19 protein-coding genes and 1 pseudogene are annotated in these 22187 nt (G+C 68.5%); 14 read left to right on the forward strand and 6 right to left on the reverse strand.

Annotated elements, in window-relative coordinates; genetic code table 11:
* Positions 1-32: 32 nt before the first annotated feature.
* Both TTY48_RS16395 and TTY48_RS16400 read left to right on the forward strand, forming a co-directional pair.
* Positions 33-728 carry a lysoplasmalogenase gene (locus tag TTY48_RS16395; protein WP_220658731.1) on the forward strand — a complete coding sequence of 232 codons (696 nt, stop codon included), beginning with the start codon at positions 33-35 and terminating at the stop codon, positions 726-728.
* A 17-nt stretch (positions 729-745) separates the two neighbouring features.
* On the forward strand, positions 746-1579 hold the full coding sequence (locus tag TTY48_RS16400) for a GyrI-like domain-containing protein (RefSeq protein ID WP_220658732.1): 834 nt from the start codon (positions 746-748) through the stop codon (positions 1577-1579).
* Here TTY48_RS16400 and TTY48_RS16405 read toward each other — a convergent pair.
* Together TTY48_RS16405 and TTY48_RS16410 are read right to left on the reverse strand one after the other, a co-directional pair.
* Positions 1561-2664 (reverse strand): DUF808 domain-containing protein, encoded by a 1104-nt coding sequence (locus TTY48_RS16405; RefSeq protein WP_255585784.1) that lies wholly within the window; start codon positions 2662-2664, stop codon positions 1561-1563. The two genes, TTY48_RS16400 and TTY48_RS16405, sit on opposite strands and share 19 nt — an antisense overlap.
* Positions 2665-2758: 94 nt before the next feature.
* Positions 2759-2905: pseudogene (locus TTY48_RS16410) on the reverse strand (transcriptional regulator); the annotation flags it as partial.
* A 223-nt stretch (positions 2906-3128) separates the two neighbouring features.
* On the opposite strand from TTY48_RS16410, the gene TTY48_RS16415 reads away from it, so the two are divergent.
* Positions 3129-5366 carry an NADP-dependent isocitrate dehydrogenase gene (locus tag TTY48_RS16415; protein ID WP_220658733.1) on the forward strand — a complete coding sequence of 746 codons (2238 nt, stop codon included), beginning with the start codon at positions 3129-3131 and terminating at the stop codon, positions 5364-5366.
* Between the two features lie 505 nt (positions 5367-5871).
* On the forward strand, positions 5872-6531 hold the full coding sequence (locus tag TTY48_RS16420; RefSeq protein ID WP_255585785.1) for a TetR/AcrR family transcriptional regulator: 660 nt from the start codon (positions 5872-5874) through the stop codon (positions 6529-6531).
* On the opposite strand, the gene TTY48_RS16425 is transcribed toward TTY48_RS16420, so the two are convergent.
* On the reverse strand, positions 6521-7720 hold the full coding sequence (locus TTY48_RS16425) for a lipase family protein (protein WP_220658734.1): 1200 nt from the start codon (positions 7718-7720) through the stop codon (positions 6521-6523). The two genes, TTY48_RS16420 and TTY48_RS16425, sit on opposite strands and share 11 nt — an antisense overlap.
* A 301-nt stretch (positions 7721-8021) precedes the next feature.
* Between TTY48_RS16425 and TTY48_RS16430 the strand changes: the two genes are divergently transcribed.
* Positions 8022-8372, forward strand: coding sequence for a hypothetical protein (locus TTY48_RS16430; RefSeq protein ID WP_220658735.1), 351 nt, complete (start codon positions 8022-8024; stop codon positions 8370-8372).
* Between the two features lie 121 nt (positions 8373-8493).
* Here the strand turns inward: TTY48_RS16430 and TTY48_RS16435 are convergent, their stop codons facing one another.
* Entirely contained in the window at positions 8494-9657 is a 1164-nt protein-coding gene (locus TTY48_RS16435; RefSeq protein ID WP_220658736.1) for an endo-1,4-beta-xylanase, read from the reverse strand.
* Between the two features lie 9 nt (positions 9658-9666).
* Positions 9667-10557, reverse strand: coding sequence for an oxygenase MpaB family protein (locus TTY48_RS16440; protein ID WP_220658737.1), 891 nt, complete (start codon positions 10555-10557; stop codon positions 9667-9669).
* A 95-nt stretch (positions 10558-10652) separates the two neighbouring features.
* On the opposite strand from TTY48_RS16440, the gene TTY48_RS16445 reads away from it, so the two are divergent.
* Complete coding sequence (locus TTY48_RS16445) at positions 10653-11267, forward strand: TetR/AcrR family transcriptional regulator (protein WP_220658738.1); 615 nt, start codon at positions 10653-10655, stop codon at positions 11265-11267.
* On the opposite strand, the gene TTY48_RS16450 is transcribed toward TTY48_RS16445, so the two are convergent.
* Entirely contained in the window at positions 11234-12391 is a 1158-nt protein-coding gene (locus tag TTY48_RS16450; RefSeq protein ID WP_220658739.1) for a helix-turn-helix domain-containing protein, read from the reverse strand. The two genes, TTY48_RS16445 and TTY48_RS16450, sit on opposite strands and share 34 nt — an antisense overlap.
* 179 nt (positions 12392-12570) lie before the next feature.
* On the opposite strand from TTY48_RS16450, the gene TTY48_RS16455 reads away from it, so the two are divergent.
* From TTY48_RS16455 to TTY48_RS16490, 8 genes are all read left to right on the forward strand, one after another.
* Positions 12571-13890, forward strand: a complete 1320-nt coding sequence (locus TTY48_RS16455) for an MFS transporter (protein ID WP_255585786.1) — start codon at positions 12571-12573, stop codon at positions 13888-13890.
* Between the two features lie 55 nt (positions 13891-13945).
* A complete protein-coding gene (locus tag TTY48_RS16460) occupies positions 13946-15187 on the forward strand; it encodes a M20 family metallo-hydrolase (protein WP_220658740.1) in 1242 nt (413 codons plus the stop codon).
* Positions 15187-16632 carry a M20/M25/M40 family metallo-hydrolase gene (locus tag TTY48_RS16465; RefSeq protein ID WP_220658741.1) on the forward strand — a complete coding sequence of 482 codons (1446 nt, stop codon included), beginning with the start codon at positions 15187-15189 and terminating at the stop codon, positions 16630-16632. Before TTY48_RS16460 ends, TTY48_RS16465 begins: the two co-directional genes overlap by 1 nt.
* Positions 16633-17117: 485 nt before the next feature.
* Positions 17118-17852 carry an ABC transporter permease gene (locus TTY48_RS16470; protein ID WP_220659592.1) on the forward strand — a complete coding sequence of 245 codons (735 nt, stop codon included), beginning with the start codon at positions 17118-17120 and terminating at the stop codon, positions 17850-17852.
* A 1-nt stretch (position 17853) separates the two neighbouring features.
* Entirely contained in the window at positions 17854-18693 is an 840-nt protein-coding gene (locus TTY48_RS16475) for an ABC transporter permease (RefSeq protein WP_220658742.1), read from the forward strand.
* Positions 18690-20027, forward strand: a complete 1338-nt coding sequence (locus TTY48_RS16480) for an MCE family protein (RefSeq protein WP_220658743.1) — start codon at positions 18690-18692, stop codon at positions 20025-20027. Before TTY48_RS16475 ends, TTY48_RS16480 begins: the two co-directional genes overlap by 4 nt.
* The gene (locus TTY48_RS16485; RefSeq protein WP_220658744.1) at positions 20024-21115 is read left to right on the forward strand and encodes an MCE family protein; all 1092 of its coding nucleotides are present in this window, start codon (positions 20024-20026) and stop codon (positions 21113-21115) included. Before TTY48_RS16480 ends, TTY48_RS16485 begins: the two co-directional genes overlap by 4 nt.
* Positions 21112-22164, forward strand: coding sequence for an MCE family protein (locus TTY48_RS16490; RefSeq protein WP_220658745.1), 1053 nt, complete (start codon positions 21112-21114; stop codon positions 22162-22164). The genes TTY48_RS16485 and TTY48_RS16490 overlap by 4 nt, the downstream gene beginning before the upstream one ends.
* Positions 22165-22187: the final 23 nt, after the last annotated feature.

The raw sequence follows: 22187 nt of genomic DNA on the forward strand, positions 1-22187 counted from the left end.
TCCGCCCGCGGGCACCCGATAGATTGGCGGGCGTGAGTATCAGCACCGTCCTCAAGCTGGCCTACGCGGGCCTCGCGACCGTCGACACGGCGCTGTCGGCCTCGGCGAAACCCTCGCGACACCACGCGCGGCGGTTCACCAAGCCACTGCTCATGCCCGTGCTCGCCGCCTCGCTCGCCACCGATCCGCGGGCGAAGACCTCGCCGCTGCGCACCAGCACCCTCGCCGGACAGGCCGCCGGATGGGCGGGCGATGTCGCGCTCCTCGGCGACGAGCCGAGGCACTTCGCGCTCGGGGCGAGCTGCTTCGCCACCGGCCACGCCGCGTACGTCTCCGGTCTGCTCCGCCAGCGCGGGCCCGAGGTCTCGCTCGCCCGGCCCGCGGCCGTCGGAGCCCTGTGGGCCGTGGGTGCGCCCCGCACCGTGCTGGGCGCGTACCGCACCGCCCCTGCGCTGGCCCCGGTCCTGGCCGGCTATTCGGCGATGCTGAGCGGCACTGCGGCCGCCGCCACCCTCCTCGATCCGGCGATTCCGGCGGACGCCCGGCGCGCCACGCTCGCGGGGGCGGGGCTCTTCCTGCTCAGCGATTCGATTCTGGGCCTGCGCAAGTTCGTCCTCAGCGAGCCGCCGGCCTGGCTGGAGGGGGCCGTGATGGCCACCTACACCGGGGCGCAGTTCCTCATCGCCGAGGGTGCCGCGCGGGCGGGGCTTGACTCTCACACGGTGTGAGCGTGCACGGTGATGAGGTGACCGACACCCCGGCCCTGATGTCCATCGGCAGGTTCTCCTCGCTGAGCCGGATCAGCGTTCGCATGTTGCGCCACTACGACACCCACGGTGTCCTGGTGCCCGCCGATGTGGACGCGACCACCGGCTACCGGCGGTACGCGGCGGCGCAGCTCGCCGATGCCGCGGCGATCCGCCGGCTCCGCGACGTGGGCTTCGGCGTGTCCGCCATCGGAGCCCTGCTCGCCGTCCGAGGCACCCCCGAGTACGACGCCGCGCTCGCCGCGCAGCGCATCGAACTCGCGGCGGCCGCTGACGAGGCGCTCGGCCGGCTCCGTCTCCTCGACCATCTGCTCTCCGAGAAGGACACCGCCATGACCGACACCGTCACCATCGAGACCGTTCCCGCACAGACCCTCGCCTATCTCCGCGGCACCGTCGCCGATTACGCCGCCGAGGGAACCCTGTGGGAGCGTTTCCTGCCCGCCCTCGCCGAACAGGGCATCGCCGCCGGCCCGGTGGGCGGCTGCATCGAGCACGACGACGAGTTCCGCGAGCACGACGTGGACGAATCCGTCTTCGTCGAGGTCGCCGCGGGCACCGCCGCGCAGGCCCCGATCGGGATCCTCGCCGCCCCGCAGCGCCGTGCCGTGGTGGCGACCGTGACCGGGCCGTACCAGGAGGCCATTCCCCGCGCGCACGACCTGATCGGCGCGTACGTCGCCGAACACGGCCTGACGATGACCCGCGCCGCCGGTGATCCGGCGACGCACCACTTCAACGTCTACCTCGACGATCCGTGCGAGGTGCCGGCCGAGCAGCTGCGCACGAGGGTCTACGTGCCGGTGGGCTGAGGTCCGTCGGTCCCGGGCGCCGGAGCCTCGGTGTCCGGGGCCGTGGGCGCCGCGGTATCCGCCGCCGACTCCGTGCGGGCCTCGTCGATCAGGTCCTCGACCTCCGCGGTCTCCGCTGCGACCAGGGCGTCGGGGCCGGCCTCGTGCGCGCCCTTCGAGCGCTTGGGGATGAAGTGCATGACCAGCACCACGATGCCGCCCACGATCACGCCGAAGACGGCGGACCCCAGGGTGTTGGCGAGCCATCCGGTGACGGCACCGATCGCGGGGATCAGTCCCGCGACCCACACCTCGAGGGAGTGCACGATCGCGTACGGGGTGTGCCAGCCCAGAGTGTCCAGGCCCACCAGCAGGATGTGCCCGCCCACCCAGCACATGGCGACCACACCGACGGTCGCCAGCGTGCTGAGCACTCCCGGCATCGCCTTCACCAGTCCGTAGCCGATCTTGCTGACCGTGGGCGAGGACTTCTTCGACAGGGCCAGGCCCACATCGTCCATCTTGACGATGAGCGCGACCACGCCGTAGACCAGCGCGGTGATCGCGATCGCCACGACCACGAGGATCACCGCGCGCTCCCAGAGCACCTCGCCGGCGACCTCGTTGAGCGCGATCACCATGATCTCGGCGGAGAGGATGAAGTCGGTGCGGACGGCGCCGCTGACCACCTTGTCCTCATCGACCGGGCCGGTGGACGAGGAGGGCGATTCGACGCCGCCGTCACCGTGGCCGCTGACCTTCTCCCAGATCTTCTCGGCGCCCTCGTAGCAGAGGTAGGTGCCGCCGAGCATGAGGATGGGGGTGAGCAGCCCGGGCGCGAACTGGCTGAGGATCAGCGCGGCGGGCAGGATGATCAGCAACTTGTTGCGGAGCGAGCCGATCGCGATCCGCTTGATGATGCTCAGCTCGCGTTCGGGCTTGATGCCCTGCACGTAGCGCGGGGTGACGGCGGTGTCGTCGACCACGACGCCCACCGCCTTCGCGCTGGCCCGGCCGGCTGCGCCGGCAACGTCGTCCACCGAGGCGGCTGCGAGCCGCGCGAGCGCGGCGATGTCGTCGAGCAGCGCCGCTAGTCCTGCACTCATGGCGTCAGCGTAGCGGCGGTGTCCGACTTGTGCGGATGCGACCGGCGCGATCCGCACCGTGCCGCCGCGGTCCGGACCGTCGAGCATCACCTTCAGCGAGGAGGGCGACCGCCTCTCGGCGCAGTCCCGGGACGCGGCGCCGGCCGCCGCGGGGGAGCCCCATGTCCTCCGGCGTGATCCGGGCGCGGCGGGTGGTGAGGAAGCCCTTGATGTCCTGCGCTCTGGCGTCGTTCCCGCTCATGCGATCCAACATAGGCGCGGCGTGCGGGGTGTATCCAGAGGTCGTCAGTCCCCCCGATCGGCGGCCCGGGGCGGACCGGGCAGTGGGGTATCGCACGTTTGACGGAGTGCCGCCACAGGCCGCGCGGCGTAGGGGAGGATAATGGGGGAACCGTTACATGGACACAGACCAAGCGTTCGCAAGAGTCGACCGACCAAGACATTCGGGAGAGAAGCAAAAGCATATGAGTGCGCAGCAGCAGACCATCATCTACACGCTGACCGACGAGGCACCGCTCCTCGCCACGGCAGCGTTCCTGCCGATCATCCGCACGTTCGCCGGCCCCGCCGGGATCGACGTGCAGACCAGCGACATCTCGGTCGCGGCGCGCATTCTGGCGGCATTCCCCGAGCGGTTGACCGAGGAGCAGCGCGTCCCGGACAACCTGGCGGCCCTGGGTGAGCTCACGCTGGACCCGTCGGCGAACATCATCAAGCTGCCGAACATCAGCGCCTCGGTGCCGCAGCTGCTGGCCGCGATCGCGGAGCTGCAGGAGAAGGGCTACGACATCCCGGACCTGCCGTCGGAGCCGAAGACCGACGAGGAGCGCGATATCGCGACGCGCTACTCCACCATCCTCGGCAGTGCCGTGAACCCGGTGCTGCGCCAGGGTAACTCGGACCGTCGCGCGCCGAAGGCGGTCAAGGAGTACGCCCGCAAGCACCCGCACAGCATGGGCGAGTGGTCGATGGCCTCGCGCAGCCATGTGGCGCACATGAAGCACGGCGACTTCTACCACGGAGAGAAGTCCACCACCCTCGATCGCGACCGCGACCTGCGCATGGAGCTGGTCACCGCGGACGGCAAGACCAACGTGCTCAAGGCCAGCGTGAAGCTCGGCGCGGGCGACGTCATGGACTCGATGTTCATGAGCAAGAAGGCCCTCCTCGACTTCTACGAGGAGCAGATGCAGGACGCGTACGAGACCGGCGTGATGTTCTCGCTGCACGTGAAGGCCACGATGATGAAGGTCTCGCACCCCATCGTCTTCGGCCACGCGGTGCGCGTCTTCTACAAGGACGCCTTCGCCAAGCACCACGACCTGTTCGAGGAGCTCGGCGTCAACGTCAACAACGGCCTCGGCGACCTCTACGACAAGATCGCGACCCTCCCGGCCTCGAAGCACGAGGAGATCGTCAAGGATCTGCACGCCTGCCACGAGCACCGCCCGGAGCTGGCGATGGTCGATTCGGCGCGCGGTATCTCGAACTTCCACTCGCCGTCCGACGTGATCGTCGACGCCTCGATGCCCGCCATGATCCGCGCCGGCGGCAAGATGTACGGCGCCGACGGCCGCACCAAGGACACCAAGGCCGTGATGCCGGAGTCCACCTTCGCCCGTATCTACCAGGAGATCATCAACTTCTGTAAGACCAACGGCGCCTTCGACCCCCGCACCATGGGCACCGTCCCCAACGTGGGCCTGATGGCGCAGAAGGCCGAGGAGTACGGCTCGCACGACAAGACATTCGAGGTCCCTGCGGCGGGCACCGCCAACATCGTGGACAACGCCACCGGCGAGGTGCTGCTCACGCAGCAGGTCGAGGAGGGCGACATCTGGCGCATGTGCACCGTCAAGGACGCCCCGATCCGCGACTGGATCAAGCTGGCCGTCAACCGTGCCCGTAACTCCGGTACGCCCGTGCTGTTCTGGCTGGACCCGTACCGCCCGCACGAGAACGAGCTGATCACCAAGGTCAAGGCGGAGCTGGAGAACTACGACACCGAGGGCCTGGACATCCAGATCATGTCCCAGGTGCGCGCCATGCGGTACACCCTCGAGCGCGCGATGCGCGGCCTCGACACCATCGCCGCCACCGGCAACATCCTGCGTGATTACCTCACCGACCTGTTCCCGATCCTGGAGCTGGGAACCTCGGCCAAGATGCTGTCGATCGTTCCGCTCATGGCGGGTGGCGGCATGTACGAGACCGGTGCCGGCGGATCGGCGCCCAAGCACGTCAAGCAGCTCGTGGAGGAGAACCACCTGCGCTGGGATTCGCTGGGCGAATTCCTCGCGCTCGCGGTGAGCCTCGAGGAGACGGGCCTCAAGAACGACAACAAGCACGCCGTCACGCTGGCCAAGACGCTCGACTCGGCCACCGGCAAGCTGCTGGAGAACAACAAGGCGCCCTCGCGCAGCACCGGCGAGCTGGACAACCGCGGCAGCCAGTTCTACCTGGCCCTGTACTGGGCGCAGGAGCTGGCCGCGCAGACCGACGACCCCGAGCTGGCGGAGAAGTTCGCGCCGCTCGCGAAGTCGCTCGCCGAGCACGAAGACACGATCGTCGGCGAGCTCGCCGCGGTCCAGGGTGAGCCCGCCGATATCGGCGGCTACTACCAGCCCGACCCGGAGAAGATGGCGAAGGTGATGCGCCCGAGCGCCACCCTCAACGCCGATCTGGCCTCCGTCCAGGACTGATCGCACGCAACCCGCAACGGGCATCGCCGACCTCGGTCGGCGGTGCCCGTTCCGCGTTTCTCCGCGGTCTGGGTGGCGTGCTCGGATCCACGGACAGTCTCGAGGTCGACTTCAGCGTGGTTCCGGACAATTCGCCCGGCGTCGCGAACTGCGATGTGAGCCGGGAAGTCTTCGGGAAGGGGTGGGCAGGGACAGGGCCCTGCGGAACCGCGCCGACGGCCGAGGTCGATGTCCCGGGTGCGGGCCGGGCTGGCCGTAACCGGCCCGGCTGATCCCTTCGGGCATCGAATCAAACTGGTCGGCAGTGGAATTCGCGGAAGGACTCGGCTACGCCCTGTCCGGCGCGGCGTGGGCGCGCCCGCCCGCGCGCGCCCCGGCCGGATCCACTGGGCGGGAGCTGAAACCGTCGATCGAGGGCACGCGGGCGACGAACGTGGGATGCGATCCCGCCGCCGCGCCGCGGCGAAGATTCTCACCGATGCGGGTGAGCCTTTACTGTAGTGGGGTGATTGATGGCTCGAGCCGCCCCCCGCGGCGGACGCAGGAACAGCGGCGGGAGGCCACGCGTACCGCTTTGCTGGACGCGACGATCGAGAGTCTCGCCGAGGTGGGGTACACCGGGATGACGACCCGCGCCGTGGCGGCGCGAGCCGGAGTGACGCACGGTGCGCAACAACACCACTACGGCACGAAGCTGGCTCTCGCGGATGCGGCGCTGAAGCGGTTCGCCGAATCCCTGGCCACCGACGGACCCGCTGCACGGCAGGCGAAGACGCTCGATGAGGACCCGGCGAGATCGGAGTGGGAGCGGTGCGGAGAACTGCTCGACGCGATCTGGGCGCTCTACAGCCAACCCATCATCGGCACGATCGCCGAGATGCTGGCCCTGTCCCGCACGGACGCCGACATCCGCGAGCGGATGGCCGAGAACTCCACCGTGGCGCACTTGATCACGCGCACCACCGGCGCGATGGCGTTGCCCGTGCTGGGGCGGATCGAGGGGTTCGGCGAGTGGATTCTCACGGCGGTCACCGCGATGCGGGGGCTGCAGATGCTCGAACCGCTGCGGCTCGACGGTGACGCGGCGCTGACCTGGACCTCGATGCGCCGCGATCTGATCGCGGCCCTGCGGGTACGGGCCGACGAGGCGGGCGTCACCGTCTGAGCGCCTCCGGCGCGTCGTCGCGCATCACGCGGTCCAGGAATCGCGCGGCGTCGTCGGCAGCGGCGTAGACGGTGCCGAAGTGGTCGGTGGGGTACAGGTGCACGCTCACCGGTTGCCGGTGCAGTCGCAGGGTCGCGGCCAGCGACAGCCCGGAGGCGATCGGCACGTCGATGTCGGTGAGCCCGTGACCGAGGAAGATCGGCCGGTCGTACCCCGAGACGGGGGTGGACAGGTGATCTGCCAGAGCGCGGTACACACCGGGAATGCTGCGCAACGGCCGGGTGACCCACGAGCGCACGTCCGCACCGCGCACCTCCTCGCGCATGTCGTAGAGGCTGAGCGTCTCCGCCAGGGCCGCGATGCGACGGCCCTCCTCGCTGAGCACGTCATCGATACCCAGATCGGGGCGGGCATCGCGGATTCCCGCGAGGATGTACGCCCCGTAGGTGGTCATCGCCAGGGGGAGCGCGGGTGGGAACGACGGCCCGAGGAATTGGACGATCCGTTCGATGTTGGCGGGGGTGCCGGTGGCGACCACACCCCGCAGGTCGAGGTCGTATCCCGCGCCGAACTCCGCGGCGTACCGAGCGCCGTTCATGGCTGCTCCGGCCCCCTGGGACTGGCCCACCAGGGCCCACTTCGCCGATAACTCCGGGTTCAGGCGGCGAGCTGCGCGCACCGAATCGATCAGGTTGTGCGCCTCGATCTTTCCGTTCAGATAGCTCATCAATCCGGGCGTTCCGAGGCCGGCGTAATCGGTGGCGACCACCGCGTACCCGCGGTCGAGCCAGTGTCCGAGGTAGAACTGCTGCCGGTCGGACTGCGGTTGCGCCGAGGGCGTGGCATCGTCGCCCAGCCCGACGGTGCCGTGCGCCCACGCGATCACCGGCCACCCGCCGGGCGGTGGTGCCGACTTCGGGAGGAAGATCGCGGCGGTACTCACGGCCGGGCCGTGCTGGTTGCTGGTGGCGTAGAGGAAGCGGTGTGCATCGGCGGCGGCATCCACCCACAGTCCGGCCGCCAGCGGCACCTGGGCGATCGGAGTTCCCGCGTCGGGGATGGGTTCGGCGTAGCTCCGGGCGTCGAGTCCCGACCAATTCGGCGCCGCGATCGGCGTCACCGGGTCCGGCGTCACCAGGCCGCGGATCAGGCCGGTGAAGCGGTGGGCCAGGAATGTGGTGAGTGGCACACCGTCAACCTACCGGGCCCGGTGAGCGAGCGAGGCTGATGCCGCGGCGCACCGGTCAGCACGGAAATATCGAGATCGAAGAAAGGGGCGATGACGATTCCGTGAAACAAGTCGGAGCGATTGAGAAGAATTCGTGAACTGATCGACATCTGTTTGCCTGACGTTGGCGAACGCGAGCCCGCTGTGGATACTCGAAGGTAGACCGGTTGCGAATGAATCATTGAAAGAGTGCAGCCGGCGAGATATCACGATGGAGGTCAGAGAAATGAATGTGAACGGAAATACGAAGAAGTCTTCCACTGTGATCGGTTGGGTCGGTGCCGGGGTGCTGGCGATGGGGGCCGCGGCGGCCGTGTTCGGTGCCGGCTCGGCGTCCGCCTCGCCTGTTCCGGGCAATCCGAGCGGGTACCACTCGGATCATGTGGTCACCCCGAATCAGAATCAGGGTCCGCAGGGATTCGGCGGTCCGCAGGTCGGCGGTCCGCAGGGCCACGGCACGGTGTTCGCCCCCGGGTCCGCGCTTCAGCCGGGCAATGTCAGCGACGATGCGCGCGATTCGCGGAACGCCGGCCCGAATGCGGCGACGCCGCTCGACTCGGGTGATCACCCGCGGAGCAATCCGGGGTTCGACAGCCCGCTCCCGCCGGTCTGATCGACGATCCGGTCATCCCCCGCCTCGTTGCAGCGCAGCCCCGCTGCGACGCGGCGGGACCAGCCGGGAATTATCGGATTCGAAAAGGGCAGCTGAATGGTGACGCGACCATTCCGAGATATCAACGCAGCGCCCCGATGAATTCATTCCAGGCTGGTTTCGATTGGTATTCGCGGTCGAGGAGATTGGCGCTACCGTAGCCGGAGAAGGTGTCCGGATAATCGGTGATCCAGGATCTCTTGTCGGTGAATCCCCACACCGTGACCCCGGTGCAGGCGGACAATTCCCGGCACAGGCCGGTCATGGTGGCGTACATCCGGCCCTGGCGTCGCAGGTCCTCGGGGGCGGCCGCACCCTTGTCGGTCGGAATCCGTACATCCAATTCGGTCAGGCGAACGTCGAGGCCGGCGTCGGCGAATCGCTGGAGGTTCGCGCGCATGTCCGCCACCCGGGGCTGTTGATCGGCGCCGCCGAGCATGTGTGCCTGGAAGCCCACTCCGTCGAGGAGGGGCTTGGTTACGCGGACGCTGTCGATCTCGACGTCCTCCGTCATCGCGCGCAGCTTCGTCGCGAGGGCGAGCAGTGCGGTCGACTTGTCGCTCACCGTCTCCGAACTGTGCTCGTTGAGGTACAGCTTGGCCCGCGGCGCTGCCTTGCGGGCGGCGCGGAAGGCCTCGGCGATGTACCGGTCGTCGCCGGTGGTGCGCCACCAGGCGTTGCGCTGGAGCTCGCCGCGCTGATCGAAGGGCTCGTTGACCACGGTGACGGTGTTCGCCCGATCCGCATACCGGCGGACCACCGTGGTCACCAGTTCGCGGAGGAAGGTGCGGCGCCCCTCGTCGGTCATCCGCTGGACGTACGGCGGAACGATGCCCCACACCTGCTGGTCCAGCGGGTCCCACACCAGTGAGTGGATGTCGAAGCGTTGGCCGTGTCGGCGCGCCGTCTCCGCCACCGCATCGGCCTCCCGGAAGTCGAATCGCCCGGCCTCGGGGGCCACGGTGTTCGTCATGGTGCCGATCTCGGTGGTGAGCGAGGTGAACGCGGTACCGGCGACCGACTCGTAGCAGGGGTCGCCGTCGGTGAAGGTCGATCGGTAGGCGGTCCCGACATCGATCCCGGAACGCTCGGCGGCTCCGCGGAAGCCGGCGGTGTCCGGCCCGCACGTCGGGGCCGCCGGTGCGGGTGAGTCGGGGCTGCTCGGCGGACTCGGGACGGTGCACGCCGCGGACAGCAGGCCCGCCGAGGCGAGCGCGACGACGATGGGGGCGACGCGGACGGACATTCCCCGACGCTACCGGCCGGCCGGGTCCTCCTCGACGGCGAGCGCGCGGTGATCGACCGGGCACCCGGGCGCGAAAGTGCCCAGTGCGGGCACGCTGAAACCGCCGGGATAACTCTTGATCCGCGCCATCTCGTAGACGTGGAGCGGCGTGCGCCGCGCGGGTAGTCGCGAGACCAGGAGGGCCCGTGCCTTGAGGCCCGCGACGGACACCGCCCGGGCCAGCCGGCCGGGCTTGCGGTACCGGAAGGCCCGCAGCAGCGGATCGTCCATGATCGAGCGGCTGAAGACGTCGATCGCCGGCCGCAGCGGTGCCGGATAGAAGGAGGCGAGCAGCGCCATCGTGGCGTCGGCCACCCGGCGCGCGCCCTCGCTGTATCCGAAGTGCTCCGCCTCGTAGGAGTCCATCAGCGCGGCGAAACCCTCGTAGGTCTCGGGAATCTCCTGGATCGCCATGTGTCGCCCCAGGTCCCGGTAGTACAGCACGGAGGCGGCGACCTCGGAGTCGGTCAGCCGACGCCACCCGAAGTCGTCGATCCATCGCTTCGGGACCACGACGAAGGTCGACAACACGTACAGCATGTCCGCGTCGGAGATGTCGTACATCCGGTGCATCTGGTTGATCCGGCGGACGGCGGAACGGCCACGCTCGTCCTCGAATCCATGCAGCAGCGGCACTTCCAGCAGGAGTGCCGTGTCGTCGTACCGCTTCTGCGTGCGTTCCTCGAACTCGCGGGTGCGGTGCAGCAGATCGCCGATGCTGGGCACCGCGTAGGTGCGGAACAGGGCGAAGCTCAGCGCCTGGTTGAAGTCCCACGGGAACTCCAATGTGGTGAGGTCGCGGTAGATCCGGTGGTAGTCGACCTGCGGATCGAGCTCGGCGTTCCGTGTTCGTGTACGCATCCGGTCCTCCTCGGTGGGGCGCCCTCTCACCATAAGTCGACTTATAGTGATGTGCAAGAGGTCACAGTCGTCGTCGTCGGTGGGAGACTGGTGCGATGGAGGCAACGCGGAAGTCCACGCCCACGCGGTGGGCGCAGCGCCGATTCCTGGACGCCGGTCTCGCGGTGTTGGCGGACTCCGGCCACGCCGGTCTGAAACAGGCCGCGGTGTGCGCCCGCGCCGGCGCCACGACCGGGAGCTTCTATCACGCCTTTCCGAGCTGGGGCGAGTACACCTCCGCGCTGATCGCGCATTGGCGCGAGGATCAGAGTCAGCGCTTGATCGTCGAGGCCACGGAGATCGCCGATCCCCGCGCCCGGCTGGAACGCCTCGTCGAGATCGGCCTGACGCTGAACCCCGATTCCGAGGCGGCGATCCGGGTGTGGGCCGCGCACGATGCCGAGGTCCTCGCGCACCTCGCCGAGGTCGATACGATCCGGCTCGCCGCCATTCGCGACACCTATGTCGAACTCGTCGGCGACGACGGCGCCGCCGACGAGTACGCGCGGATCGCGATGTATCTACTGGTCGGGTTCCAGAGCGGCACACTGCGTTCTGCTGACGCGCTCGAACGTGGTTACCGCACCGTGGTTGCCGCCGCCCTGGCGCCGGTGGCCGATCCGGGCCCCGGAGGCGATCACGCGAGCAGGACCACCGCCAACGCGGACTGACGGGGCAGCGTCACGTCCAGGCCGGTCAGTTCCCGGAATCGTGTGAGCCGATTGAGCACCGTGTTGCGGTGGCAGAATTCGCGGGCCGCGGTCACCGACACGCTCCCCGTGTCGAGGTACGCGAGCACGGTGCCGATCACGGTCTCGCGATCGGTGTCACTGAGCAGATCCAGCCCGGCGAGCTCCGTCTCGCTGAACGGCCGCGTCGCGTCGAGATGCGTCCGGCTCAGGCGATGCCAGACGCGCCGGGTGTCGTGCAGGCCGCGATCGGCGTCCCGGAGGACCGCGAGCACCTGTTCGGCTGCGTCGGCTCCCCGCGCGACGTTCCCCAGTCCGTCCACGTCGTCGACGATTCCGCCGGGGATCCGATCGAGCAGGCGCAGTTGCACCTCGTCGGAGAGCGCACCGGACGACGCGGGCCAGAAGATCACGACGGCGTCCTCGCGCCGCGTCAGGTGCATGGAAGCCCCGCTGTGGGTGGCCGTCTGGACCGCCCGGTAGGCATCGCGGTCGTGCTGGGTGCCGATGGCGACCACCCGGAACACCGATTCCGGATCGAGGTCGAGGGCGCGCGCGATGCGCCCGACCCGCGACTGCGGCGGCCCGCCGGGCTGGACGAGTTCGGTGAGGTAGGACTGCTGCTCGTCGCGCGCCGAGGCGGCCATCGCCGCCCGCTCGTCGAGGTAGCTGTGCTGCACGTTGCGGGCGTACTCGTCGACGATCGACCACAGATCGCCCGCGTGCAACGCCAGTACCGCCGTGTCGTCGCTCGTGGCGCGGCGCAGCAGGTCCGACCAGATCACGCTGAAATCGAGCCGGACGGCGGCGACCAGGTCCTCCAGTGGGACGTGCGCCCGCGCGCGCCGACGTCCCAGTTCGATCGGCACCGACCCCAGATCGGACACGGGGATGCGGCCCGCCACCACGCCGAGTAGCAGATCGATCGACTCCGAGGCCGCCTTGCGGAGTTCGGTTCCCGGCACCGAACCGTCGCCGTACGCGGGAATCGCGGTGACCTCAGCCACGAACGCCTCCACGAGTAGGGGCAGGTCGCGTCGGGTCGATTCGACCAGTTCGAGCCATCGTGCACCGGTTTGCGTGCGCTGTGCGGCGAGGTCACGCATGTCGCCCGTCCTCCGTCGGTCGGTCCGCGTCACGGAGCGCGGCGAGGTTGTGCATCTGCACATCGTATCCTTCGAGATCCGTGGCATCCGTCGATGTCGCGCGGCTCACACATCCGCTTGTATGGGGAGACACGAACCGCAGGACCACGGCGCGTTCCCGTCGATCAGAGGAGTCCACCGTGACAGCCGATACCTCCGCCGCATCCACCTCATCGGATCCCACCGACGACGGCGCTCGTCGCGTCGCCCTCGCGGCCTTCGTCGGGACGGCGATGGAGTGGTACGACTTCTTCATTTTCACCACCGCCGCCGCGCTGGTGTTCAACGTGCAGTTCTTCGTCTCGCACAACGCCCTTGCGGCCACGATGGCGTCGTTCGCGACCCTCGCCGTCGGTTTCATCGCCCGTCCCTTCGGCGGCATCCTGTTCGGCTGGCTCGGGGATCGGATCGGGCGGCGCAAGGTACTCATGGCCACGATCGTCGGGATCGGGATCGCCACCGTGCTGATCGGCGTGCTGCCCAACTACGCGTCGATCGGCATCGCTGCGCCGATCATCCTGGTGGTGCTCCGGATCCTGCAGGGCCTCGCCGTCGGCGGCGAGTGGAGCGGCGCGGTCACCATCACCGCCGAGAACGCCCCCGCCGCGAAACGAGCCCGGTACGCGGCAGTTCCGCAGCTGGGTTCGCCGGTGGGCACGATCCTCTCGTCGGGCGTCTTCTTCCTCACCTCTGCCGCCCTCGGTGATGAGCGGTTCCAGGACTGGGGCTGGCGCATCCCGTTCCTGCTCGCCCTGCCCATGCTGATCGCCTCTGTCGCGCTGCGCAGCAGGCTCGAGGAGTCGCCCGCGTTCTTGGAGCTGAAAGACAGTGGCGCCGTTGCCGAAGCGCCGCTCTCGCAGGTTCTGCGCGGATCGTGGCGGCAGGTGCTGGCGGGGTCCGCCGTGGCGCTGCTCGGTATCGCGGGCTTCTATCTGGTCACCACCTTCGTGGTCAGCTACGGCCAGCGGGTGCTGCATTTGGACACCTCCCTCCTGCTCGCCGCCACCTTCATCGCCGCGTCCTTCGAGCTCATCGTGATCTGGGCGGGTGGACGACTGGGGGAGCGGTACGGATCCACCCGTGTCTCCGCCGGCGCGGGCGTGATCACCGCCATCCTGGCCTTCCCGATCTTCATGGCCATCGGTACCGCGCAACCGGTGCTCGTGGTGGTGGCGATGACGGTCGGCGTGGGCGTTGTCTCCTTCGCCTACTCCGTACAGGGCGCCATCATCACCAGCCTGTTCCCGGCGCCGGTCCGGTACACCGGAGTCTCGGTGTGCGGCAACGCCGCCGCCGTGCTCGCCGGACTGGTCCCGCTGCTGGCCACGGCCATCCTCACCGTCACCGGTGACACGCTCTGGCCCAGCGCGTGCCTGCTCATCCTCATCGCGGTCATCACCATCGCCGGTGCCCTCACAGCGCGCCGCATCAGCATCCCGGAGGCCGGCCTCAAGATCTGACGCGATCGACAAGCCCGTTCCCATCGACCATTCTCTTCTCCCGAGGGGCAACACCATGACCGACAGCACGACCACGACCGACTACCTCACCGATTTCGCGGCCATGTCGCGGTTCGGGGCCACCGAGCGCGGGGGAGTCGACCGGCAGGCCGCCACGGCCCCCGACGGTGCGCAACGGCGGTGGCTGCGGAACTGGCTCGACGAGCACGGATTCGAGACGGGGTACGACGGGATCGGCAATCAGTTCGGCCTGCTCACCCTCAATCCCGGTGCGCCGTACGTTCTCACCGGATCGCACATGGACTCGCAGCCGCGAGCGGGGCGCTACGACGGCGCCTACGGCGTGCTCGCTTCGGCGCACGCCGCCGTGCGCGCGGCGGACCGGTTCCGATCGGAGGGCCGCGTCCCGACGTACAACGTGGCGGTGGTGAACTGGTTCAACGAAGAGGGCAGCCGCTTCACACCCAGCATGATGGGCTCCTCCGTCCACACCGGGAAGATGGACAGGGCACAGGCTCTGGCCACCACCGACGGTGATGGTGTGAGTGTGGAGCAGGCACTGTCCGAGATCGGCACGATCGGGGACTTCGCGATGCCCGCCGTTGCCGGCTACGCGGAGATCCACGTGGAACAGGGCCGAATCCTCGAAGACACCGAGACGACGATCGGGCTCGTCGCCGGCACCTGGGGCGCGCGGAAGTTCGCCTTCACCGTGCGCGGCGAACAGGCGCACACCGGCTCCGCGGTCATGGCGGACCGGCATGACGCACTGCTCGGCGCCTCGCTCCTCGTGGTCCTGGCCCGTGAGCTCGCGGACCAGTTCGCGGATGCGCCCCTGCACACGTCGGTGAGCCGGATGATCATCGAACCCAACTCGCCTGTGGTGATCGCCCGGGAGGCGACCTTCAACATGGACCTGCGATCGCCCGACGAGGAGGTCCTGGAACAGGCGGAACAGCTGCTGCGGTCGCGGATCGGCGAGATCGAGCGCCGGGCGCAGGTTCGGATCGACTGGACCCGTACGCATTCCTGGGGCCAGCTGGCGTTCCAGCAGGAGGGCGTCGCACTCGCCCGGAAGGCGGCCGAGCATCTCGGACTGTCGAACCGGGAACTGCTCACCGTGGCCGGTCACGACTCCGTGAACATGAAGGACGTCGTTCCCACCGTGATGCTCTTCGTGCCCAGCGTCGAGGGCGTCTCGCACAACGAACTCGAGCGCACCACCGACGACGACGCCGTCGCCGGAGTCGAGGTCCTCACCGAAACACTGCACCGCATGATGGACGGAGCCCTGTGATGTTCACCGACGGACGACGCCGACTCGTTGTCGGCACGGTAGCCGTGCTCGCACTCGCCGGATGCGGCGCAGGGAATTCCGGCGAGCCGGCCTCATCCTCGCCCACGGCGGCCGCCACCGGCGACGCCGCCTTCCGTGACACCTTCCGTGAGCTCGTGGAGACCAACACCACGCCCTCGGCGGGCAGTTGCACCCTGGCCGCGCAGCGCATGGCGGACCGGCTCAAGGCCGGCGGGTACTCCGACAAGGACATCGTCCAGTTCACACCGCCGGGGCGTCCCAAGGACGGCGGCCTGGTGGCCACACTCGGCGGCTCGGACACCAACGCCAAGCCCGTTCTCCTGCTCGCACATCTCGACGTGGTCGAAGCGAAACGCGAGGATTGGCAACGCGACCCGTTCACTCTCGTCGAGGAGAACGGCTACTTCTACGGCCGCGGAACCTACGACGACAAGTCGATGGCGGCGATCTTCGTGGACTCGATGATCCGCTACCGCGCCGAGGGCTTCCTACCCAAGGCGCCGGTGCGCATCGCCCTCACCTGCGGCGAAGAGGGCGGAGACCAGGAGAACGGGGTCAAGTGGCTCCGCGACAACCGGCCCGAACTGCTGGACGCACGCCTGGTTCTCAATGAGGGCGCCGGCGGCCAACTCGACCAGGACGGCAAACCCGTCACCCTGGAAGTGCAGGCGGCGCAGAAGCAGTACCAGGACTTCACCCTGGAGGTGACCGACCCCGGGGGCCACAGCAGCCAGCCTGGACCCTTCAACGCGATCGCCGCGCTGTCGGCGGGCCTCGACCGGCTGGCGGCGTACCGCTTCCCGGTACAGCTCAACGAGACCGTGCGGCAGAACTTCACCGCGCTGGCCCCGCTCAACCCCGGCGAAGTGGGCGACGCGATGCGGGCCATCGTGGCCGATCCCAACGATGCCGCCGCGGCGGACGTCCTGTCGAGGTCGCCGGGGTACAACGCCGCGCTCCGCACGACATGCATTCCGACGCAGATCACGGGCGGCCACGCGAAGAACGCCCAGCCTCAGCGGGTGACGGCCAACGTCAACTGCCGGATCGCACCGAACGCGTCACCGCAGGACGTGCAGCGGACCCTGAACGACGTGCTGGCGGAACCGCGGATCGCCGTCACGCCGACGGACCCGTTCTCCACCGACATCGCGAAGGTCGCCGACCTGACGCCCGCGATCGTCGACCCGATCCGTTCGATCGGGCAGCGGATCTGGCCGGGCATCACCGTGGTGCCGTTCATGTCCGCCGGTGCGACCGATGCGATCTTCTTCACCGACACCCCCGTGTACGGAATCAGCGGAATCCTCTCCAAGCCGAACGACACGTTCATGCACGGGCTCAACGAGCGGGTTCCTGTGAAATCGCTGTACGACGGCCGCGCCTTTCTCTACGACCTCACCAAGGCCTACGCCAACGGTTGAGAGCGGCTGATCGGCGAGTCGGAAGCATGAGTCGTTCGTTACAGTGCGTGGCGAAAGTGTCCTGCGACACACTCGGTGACAACGCGCGAATCGGGCGAACGAGACGCGGGCGGTGCCGAGTGCGGCGGCGCACCGGGTGCCGGCGCCTCGGCGGCGGTCCCGCCCTCGTCCCAGCTCAGAAGCCTGAGCCGACCCTGGCTCATCGCTGAGATTCTGCAGCGATGCAGATTCCGTTCCCGAGCCCCGCTGCGGAGGGCGCTCGATCGGCCTCACCGCGTTCGCCATCGCAAGGCCCGCATTATCTGGGGTCCGGCTATCGCATACCGCTAGTCTTCGTTGGCGTCCGAAGTGGTTCGGGACGCGGCGGCCCGCGGGATCGGGGTCGTCGATGCAGCTAGCAGTCAGTGTGAGGGCCCGTGTCGATCGTTCAACGCAGCGTCGCCAGAGCGGCGCAGGGTGGCACGTCCGCGCTGTCGCAGGCCGGCATGATCTTCCAACTGTTCGCGCAGATCGTGCGGAACACCTTCAAGCGGCCCTTCCAGTACCGCGAGTTCATCGAGCAGTCGTGGTTCATCGCCAGCGTCACCATCCTCCCGACGGCGCTCGTCGCGGTGCCCTTCGGCGCGATCGTCTCGCTGCAGACCGGCTCGCTCATCGGCCAGCTCGGCGCCGAGAGCTTCACCGGCGCCGCGAGCGTGCTCGCGGTCGTGCAGCAGGGCGCGCCCGTGGTGACGGCGCTCCTGGTCGCCGGCGCGGCGGGCAGCGCCGTGTGCGCCGACCTCGGCGCGCGCACCGTCCGCGAGGAGATCGCGGCCATGGAGGTGCTGGGCATCGATCCGGTGCACCGCCTCGTGGTGCCCCGGGTGCTCGGAATGATGTTGGTCAGCGCCTTCCTCAACGGCCTCGTCTCGGTGGTCGGTGTGGTGGGCGGCTACTTCTTCAACGTGGTGCTGCAGCACGGCACCCCGGGTGCCTACCTGGCATCGTTCTCCGCGCTGGCGCAGCTGCCCGACCTCCTGGTCGGCGAGTTCAAGGCGCTGATCTTCGGGCTCATCGCCGGCGTGGTCGCCGCCTACAAGGGCCTGCATCCGGGCGGCGGTCCGAAGGGCGTCGGTGACGCCGTCAACCAGTCCGTGGTGATCACCTTCCTGCTGCTGTTCTTCGCGAACATCATCCTCACGGCGGTCTACCTGCAGGTCGTCCCGGCGAAGGGCTCGTGAGATGTCGCTGAACTTCACGAACAAGGCGCGCAAGGCCGCGCAGGCCCCGCTCAAGGTGCTCGACGGTGCCGGCGAGCAGATGTCCTTCTACGGCCGGTCCATCGGCTTCATCCCGCAGTCGATCCGGCGCTACCCCAAGGAAGTCGGCCGGGTGCTGGCCGAGGTCGCCTTCGGCAGTGGTGCGCTCGCCGTGATCGCCGGCACCGTGGGCGTGGTCCTCATGCTCTGCGGCTTCACCGGCATCGTGGTGGGGCTCCAGGGCAATGCGGCGCTTCAGCAGCTCGGCGCCTCTGTGATGACCGGCTTCCTCTCGGCCTATGTCAACACCCGCGAGCTGACCCCGCTCGTCGCGGCCCTCGCGATGTCGGCCACCGTCGGCTGTGGTTTCACCGCGCAGCTCGGGGCCATGCGGATCTCCGAGGAGATCGATGCGCTCGAGGCGATGGCCATCCCGTCGATCTCCTTCCTCACCGCCACTCGGGTGATCGCCGGCTTCGTCGCCGTGATCCCGCTGTACATCGTGGGACTGCTCGCCTCGTACGTGATGACCCGGTTCGTGAACACCACGCTGCTCGGTCAGTCCACCGGTACCTATGACCACTACTTCAATCTGTTCCTGTCACCGGTCGACGTGCTCTGGTCGTTCGGCAAGGTGCTCGTCTTCGCCTTCGTGCTGGTGCTGGTGCACTGCTACTACGGCTACAACGCCTCGGGCGGTCCGGCGGGTGTCGGCGTCGCCGTGGGCCGCGCCGTGCGAACCTCGCTTGTGGCCATCGCGCTGCTCGACTTCTTCCTCAGCCTCGCCATCTGGGGCACCACGACCACGGTGAAGATCGCATGAGTCAGACGGTGCGGCGGCGGCTGCTCGGCCTCGCCTTCTTCGGAGTGTGCGTGCTGTTCCTGGTGGCGACCATCGGGAAGTACCAGCAGCGCTTCGAGACCTTCACCTGGGTCGAGCTCGTCACCGATACCGCGGGGGCGTCGCTGCCGGTCAATTCCGAGGTCCGCGCCCGCGGCGTCGAGGTGGGTACCGTGCGCGATGTCTCGGTCCGCGACGGCAAGGCCGTGATCCGCATGGGCCTCAAGCCCGACGAGGCCCGGCAGATCCCCGGCGCGGTCACCGCGCGCATCCTTCCCAAGACCCTGTTCGGCCAGCGGTACGTGGCGCTGCAGGTCCCGGCCGGGCAGGGCGGCACCGGCACCCCGGGCGCCTCCGCGCTGCAGGACGGTGCCACGATCCAGACCGACACCTCGGGCAATGCCACCGAGCTCAACGAGCTCTTCGATCAGCTGCTCCCGTTGCTGCGCGCGGTCCCGCCGCAGGACCTCAACGCCACCCTGGGAGCGCTGTCGAACGCACTGTCCGGCAACGGGAAGAACCTGCAGACCGCGATCGGGCAGTTCACGAACATCTTCTCCAAGGTCAATGCCGTGATGCCCGATCTGCAGTCCTCGCTGCGCTCGCTCGCCACCGTCTCGGCCACCTACAGCGATGCCCTGCCGGACCTGATCACGGCGCTGGACACGTTCCGCACCACCAACACCACCGTCGTGTCCGGTCAGCAGGCCTTCCACGCGTTCTGGACCTCCGTCGCCGACGGCGCGGGCCGCACCGCAGGTCTGCTCGAGGCCAATCGCGAGGAACTGGTGACGGTGATGAACAAGTCCAACACCACCATCTCGATCCTGGCGCGCTACTCGCCCGAATTGGGCTGCACCTTCGAACGATTCGCCACCCTGCTGCCCGAGGCGAACCGCATCGTCGGTAAGGAGACGAATCAGCCCGCCGCACGGATCTCGATGATCGTGGCCAACTCCCGCGGCCGCTACCTGCCGAACCAGGACGAGCCCCGGTGGTTCGACGATCGCGGTCCCGCCTGCTACAACGCCATCAAGACCAAACCCGCACCGATGTACCCGGGCGGCCCCTACGCCGGTGGCGCGTTCGCCACTCCCGCGCGCAACCCCGGCGTCCAGGATTCGCGGTACCAGCTGCCCGAGCCCCAGTTCCGCGCACCGTCGGAGATGGCCACGGTCGGCGTGGCCGGGAAGAACGCCCGCGCCACCCGCGCGAGCTTCGCGGTGGCCTCCGGCGTCGATGCATCCGAGGTGCCCGACTGGCTGACCACGGTTTTCGTGCCCGCCATGGTGGGTAAGGAGGTGCAGATCCGATGAAGCCGCTCACCGGCCCCCTGCTCAAGCTGATCGCCTTCGCCGTCATCACGGCCACCGCGACCGGCATCCTCGGCGCCTCGATCGCCCAGCTCAACTTCAGCTTCGGCCGTGACTACCACGCCATCTTCTCCGACGCCACGATGGTGCAGAAGGGCGACGAGGTCCGGATCGCCGGCGTGCGCGTGGGGCAGATCACCGGCGTGAAGATCCACGACCGCGGCCAGGCGGATGTCGCGTTCAACCTCTCCGACCGGGACTCGATCCCCGGTTCGGCGACGGCGGCGCTGCGGCTGCGCAACCTCGTCGGACAGCGGTACCTCGAACTGATGCAGGCGCCCACCGAGAACGATCCGGTACGCGGCGAATCCCGTGCCACGCCGTACAAGCCGGGGGACACCATCCCCATCGAGCGGACGCGGCCCGCCGTCAACCTCACTGACCTGTTCAACGGTTTCAAGCCCCTGTTCAAGCAGCTGACGGCGGACGACGTGAACAAGCTCGCCGGCCAGATCATCACGGTCTTCCAGGGCCAGGGCGGCACGATCAACGATCTGCTCGTGAACACCGCATCGCTGACCAACACGATCGCCGACAAGGACGCGGTGATCGGCGAGCTGATCACCAATCTCACGAAGGTCCTCGGCACCATCAACGAGCGGGACAAGCAGTTCACCGATCTGCTCGACAACACCCAGCAGCTGGTGTCGGGCCTGTCCCAGGACCGCGGCGCGATCGGCTCGGCACTGGGCTCCGTCTCGCAGCTCACCGCCGTCACCGAATCGATCCTCACTCCCACGCGCGGGGCGATCAAGGACGATGTGGCGGCGCTGAAGGACCTCACCGACAAGCTGAACGGGCGCAGCGCCGACGTGGCGCACACGCTGAACTTCCTCCCGGAGAAGATCCAGGCGGTGGGCCGGCTCGCGTCCTTCGGCGGCTGGTTCCAGTTCTACCTCTGCGGTGTCGACATCGTGGCGGGTACGGGCAAGGGAGACAACATCGCGCTCGCGATCGACGTGCCCACCGTGAATCAGCCCGTGTACACCAACACCGCCACGCGGTGCTACCGGGACGGGACGCCGCGATGAGCGAGAAGGACGTGACGAAGACCTACCCCGAGCGGCGCCGCGGTGCCCGCCGATCGCCGGTGACCATGGGCGCCATGGGGATCGTGCTGCTCCTCATGGCCACCGCCTCGGCCTTCTTCATCGACCGGCTGCCGCTGATCGGCGCCGGAACCACCTACACGGCACTGTTCAGTGAGGCCGCGGGCCTCCTGCCGAACAACGAGGTGCGCGTCGCGGGTGTGAAGGTGGGCACCGTGCAGGCCGTGGATCTGGATACCAAGGCCGCGAAGGCGAAGGTCACCTTCCGCACCAAGGACGTCTGGCTGGGGGAGAACACCTCCGCGAGCATCCAGATCAAGACGGTGCTCGGCCAGAAGTACGTGGCACTCGAGCCGCGGGGAGCCGATCGGCTGGACCCGAAGCGGCCGATCACCGACACCACCTCGCCGTACGACGTGGTGGCCGCGTTCTCGGACGCCAGCGCCTCCATCGACAAGACCGACACCAAGCGGCTCGCCACCAGCATGCGCACGCTCGCCGACGCCTTCCGCGAGACACCGCCGAACGTGCGGGAGTCACTGACCGGCATCACCCGGCTGTCGGACACCATCAACAAGCGCGACGAGGAACTGCAGCGGCTGCTGGAGCAGACCGGGAAGACCTCGAAGATCCTCGCCGACCGCTCGGATACTTTCCGCAAGCTGATCACCGACGCCGGCCTGTTGCTGACCACCTTGAATCAGCGGCAGGACGACATCACCCGGCTGCTGCAGACCACGCAGTCGCTGTCGGCGACCCTCACCGGCATCGTCCGGGACAACGAGCAGCAGATCGGTCCCGCGCTCACCTCGCTGCGCCAGGTGGTGCAGTTGCTGCAGGACAACAAGAAGGGCCTGGAGAGCACCATCACCCTGCTGGCCCCGTTCTACAAGGTGTACGCCAACGTCTTCGGCAACGGCCGATGGCAGGAATCGGTGGTCACCAACCTCACGCCGCCCGGCCTGCCGGTGTTCCCGGGCGCGCGGCCACCGGTGCGCACCGACCTGCTCACGAACGGGGGACAGAAGTGACGAACCAAACGTCCCTATCGCGC

The organism is Tsukamurella sp. TY48, from assembly GCF_019656655.1.
In the GTDB taxonomy this organism is placed as follows: Bacteria; Actinomycetota; Actinomycetes; order Mycobacteriales; family Mycobacteriaceae; genus Tsukamurella; species Tsukamurella strandjordii.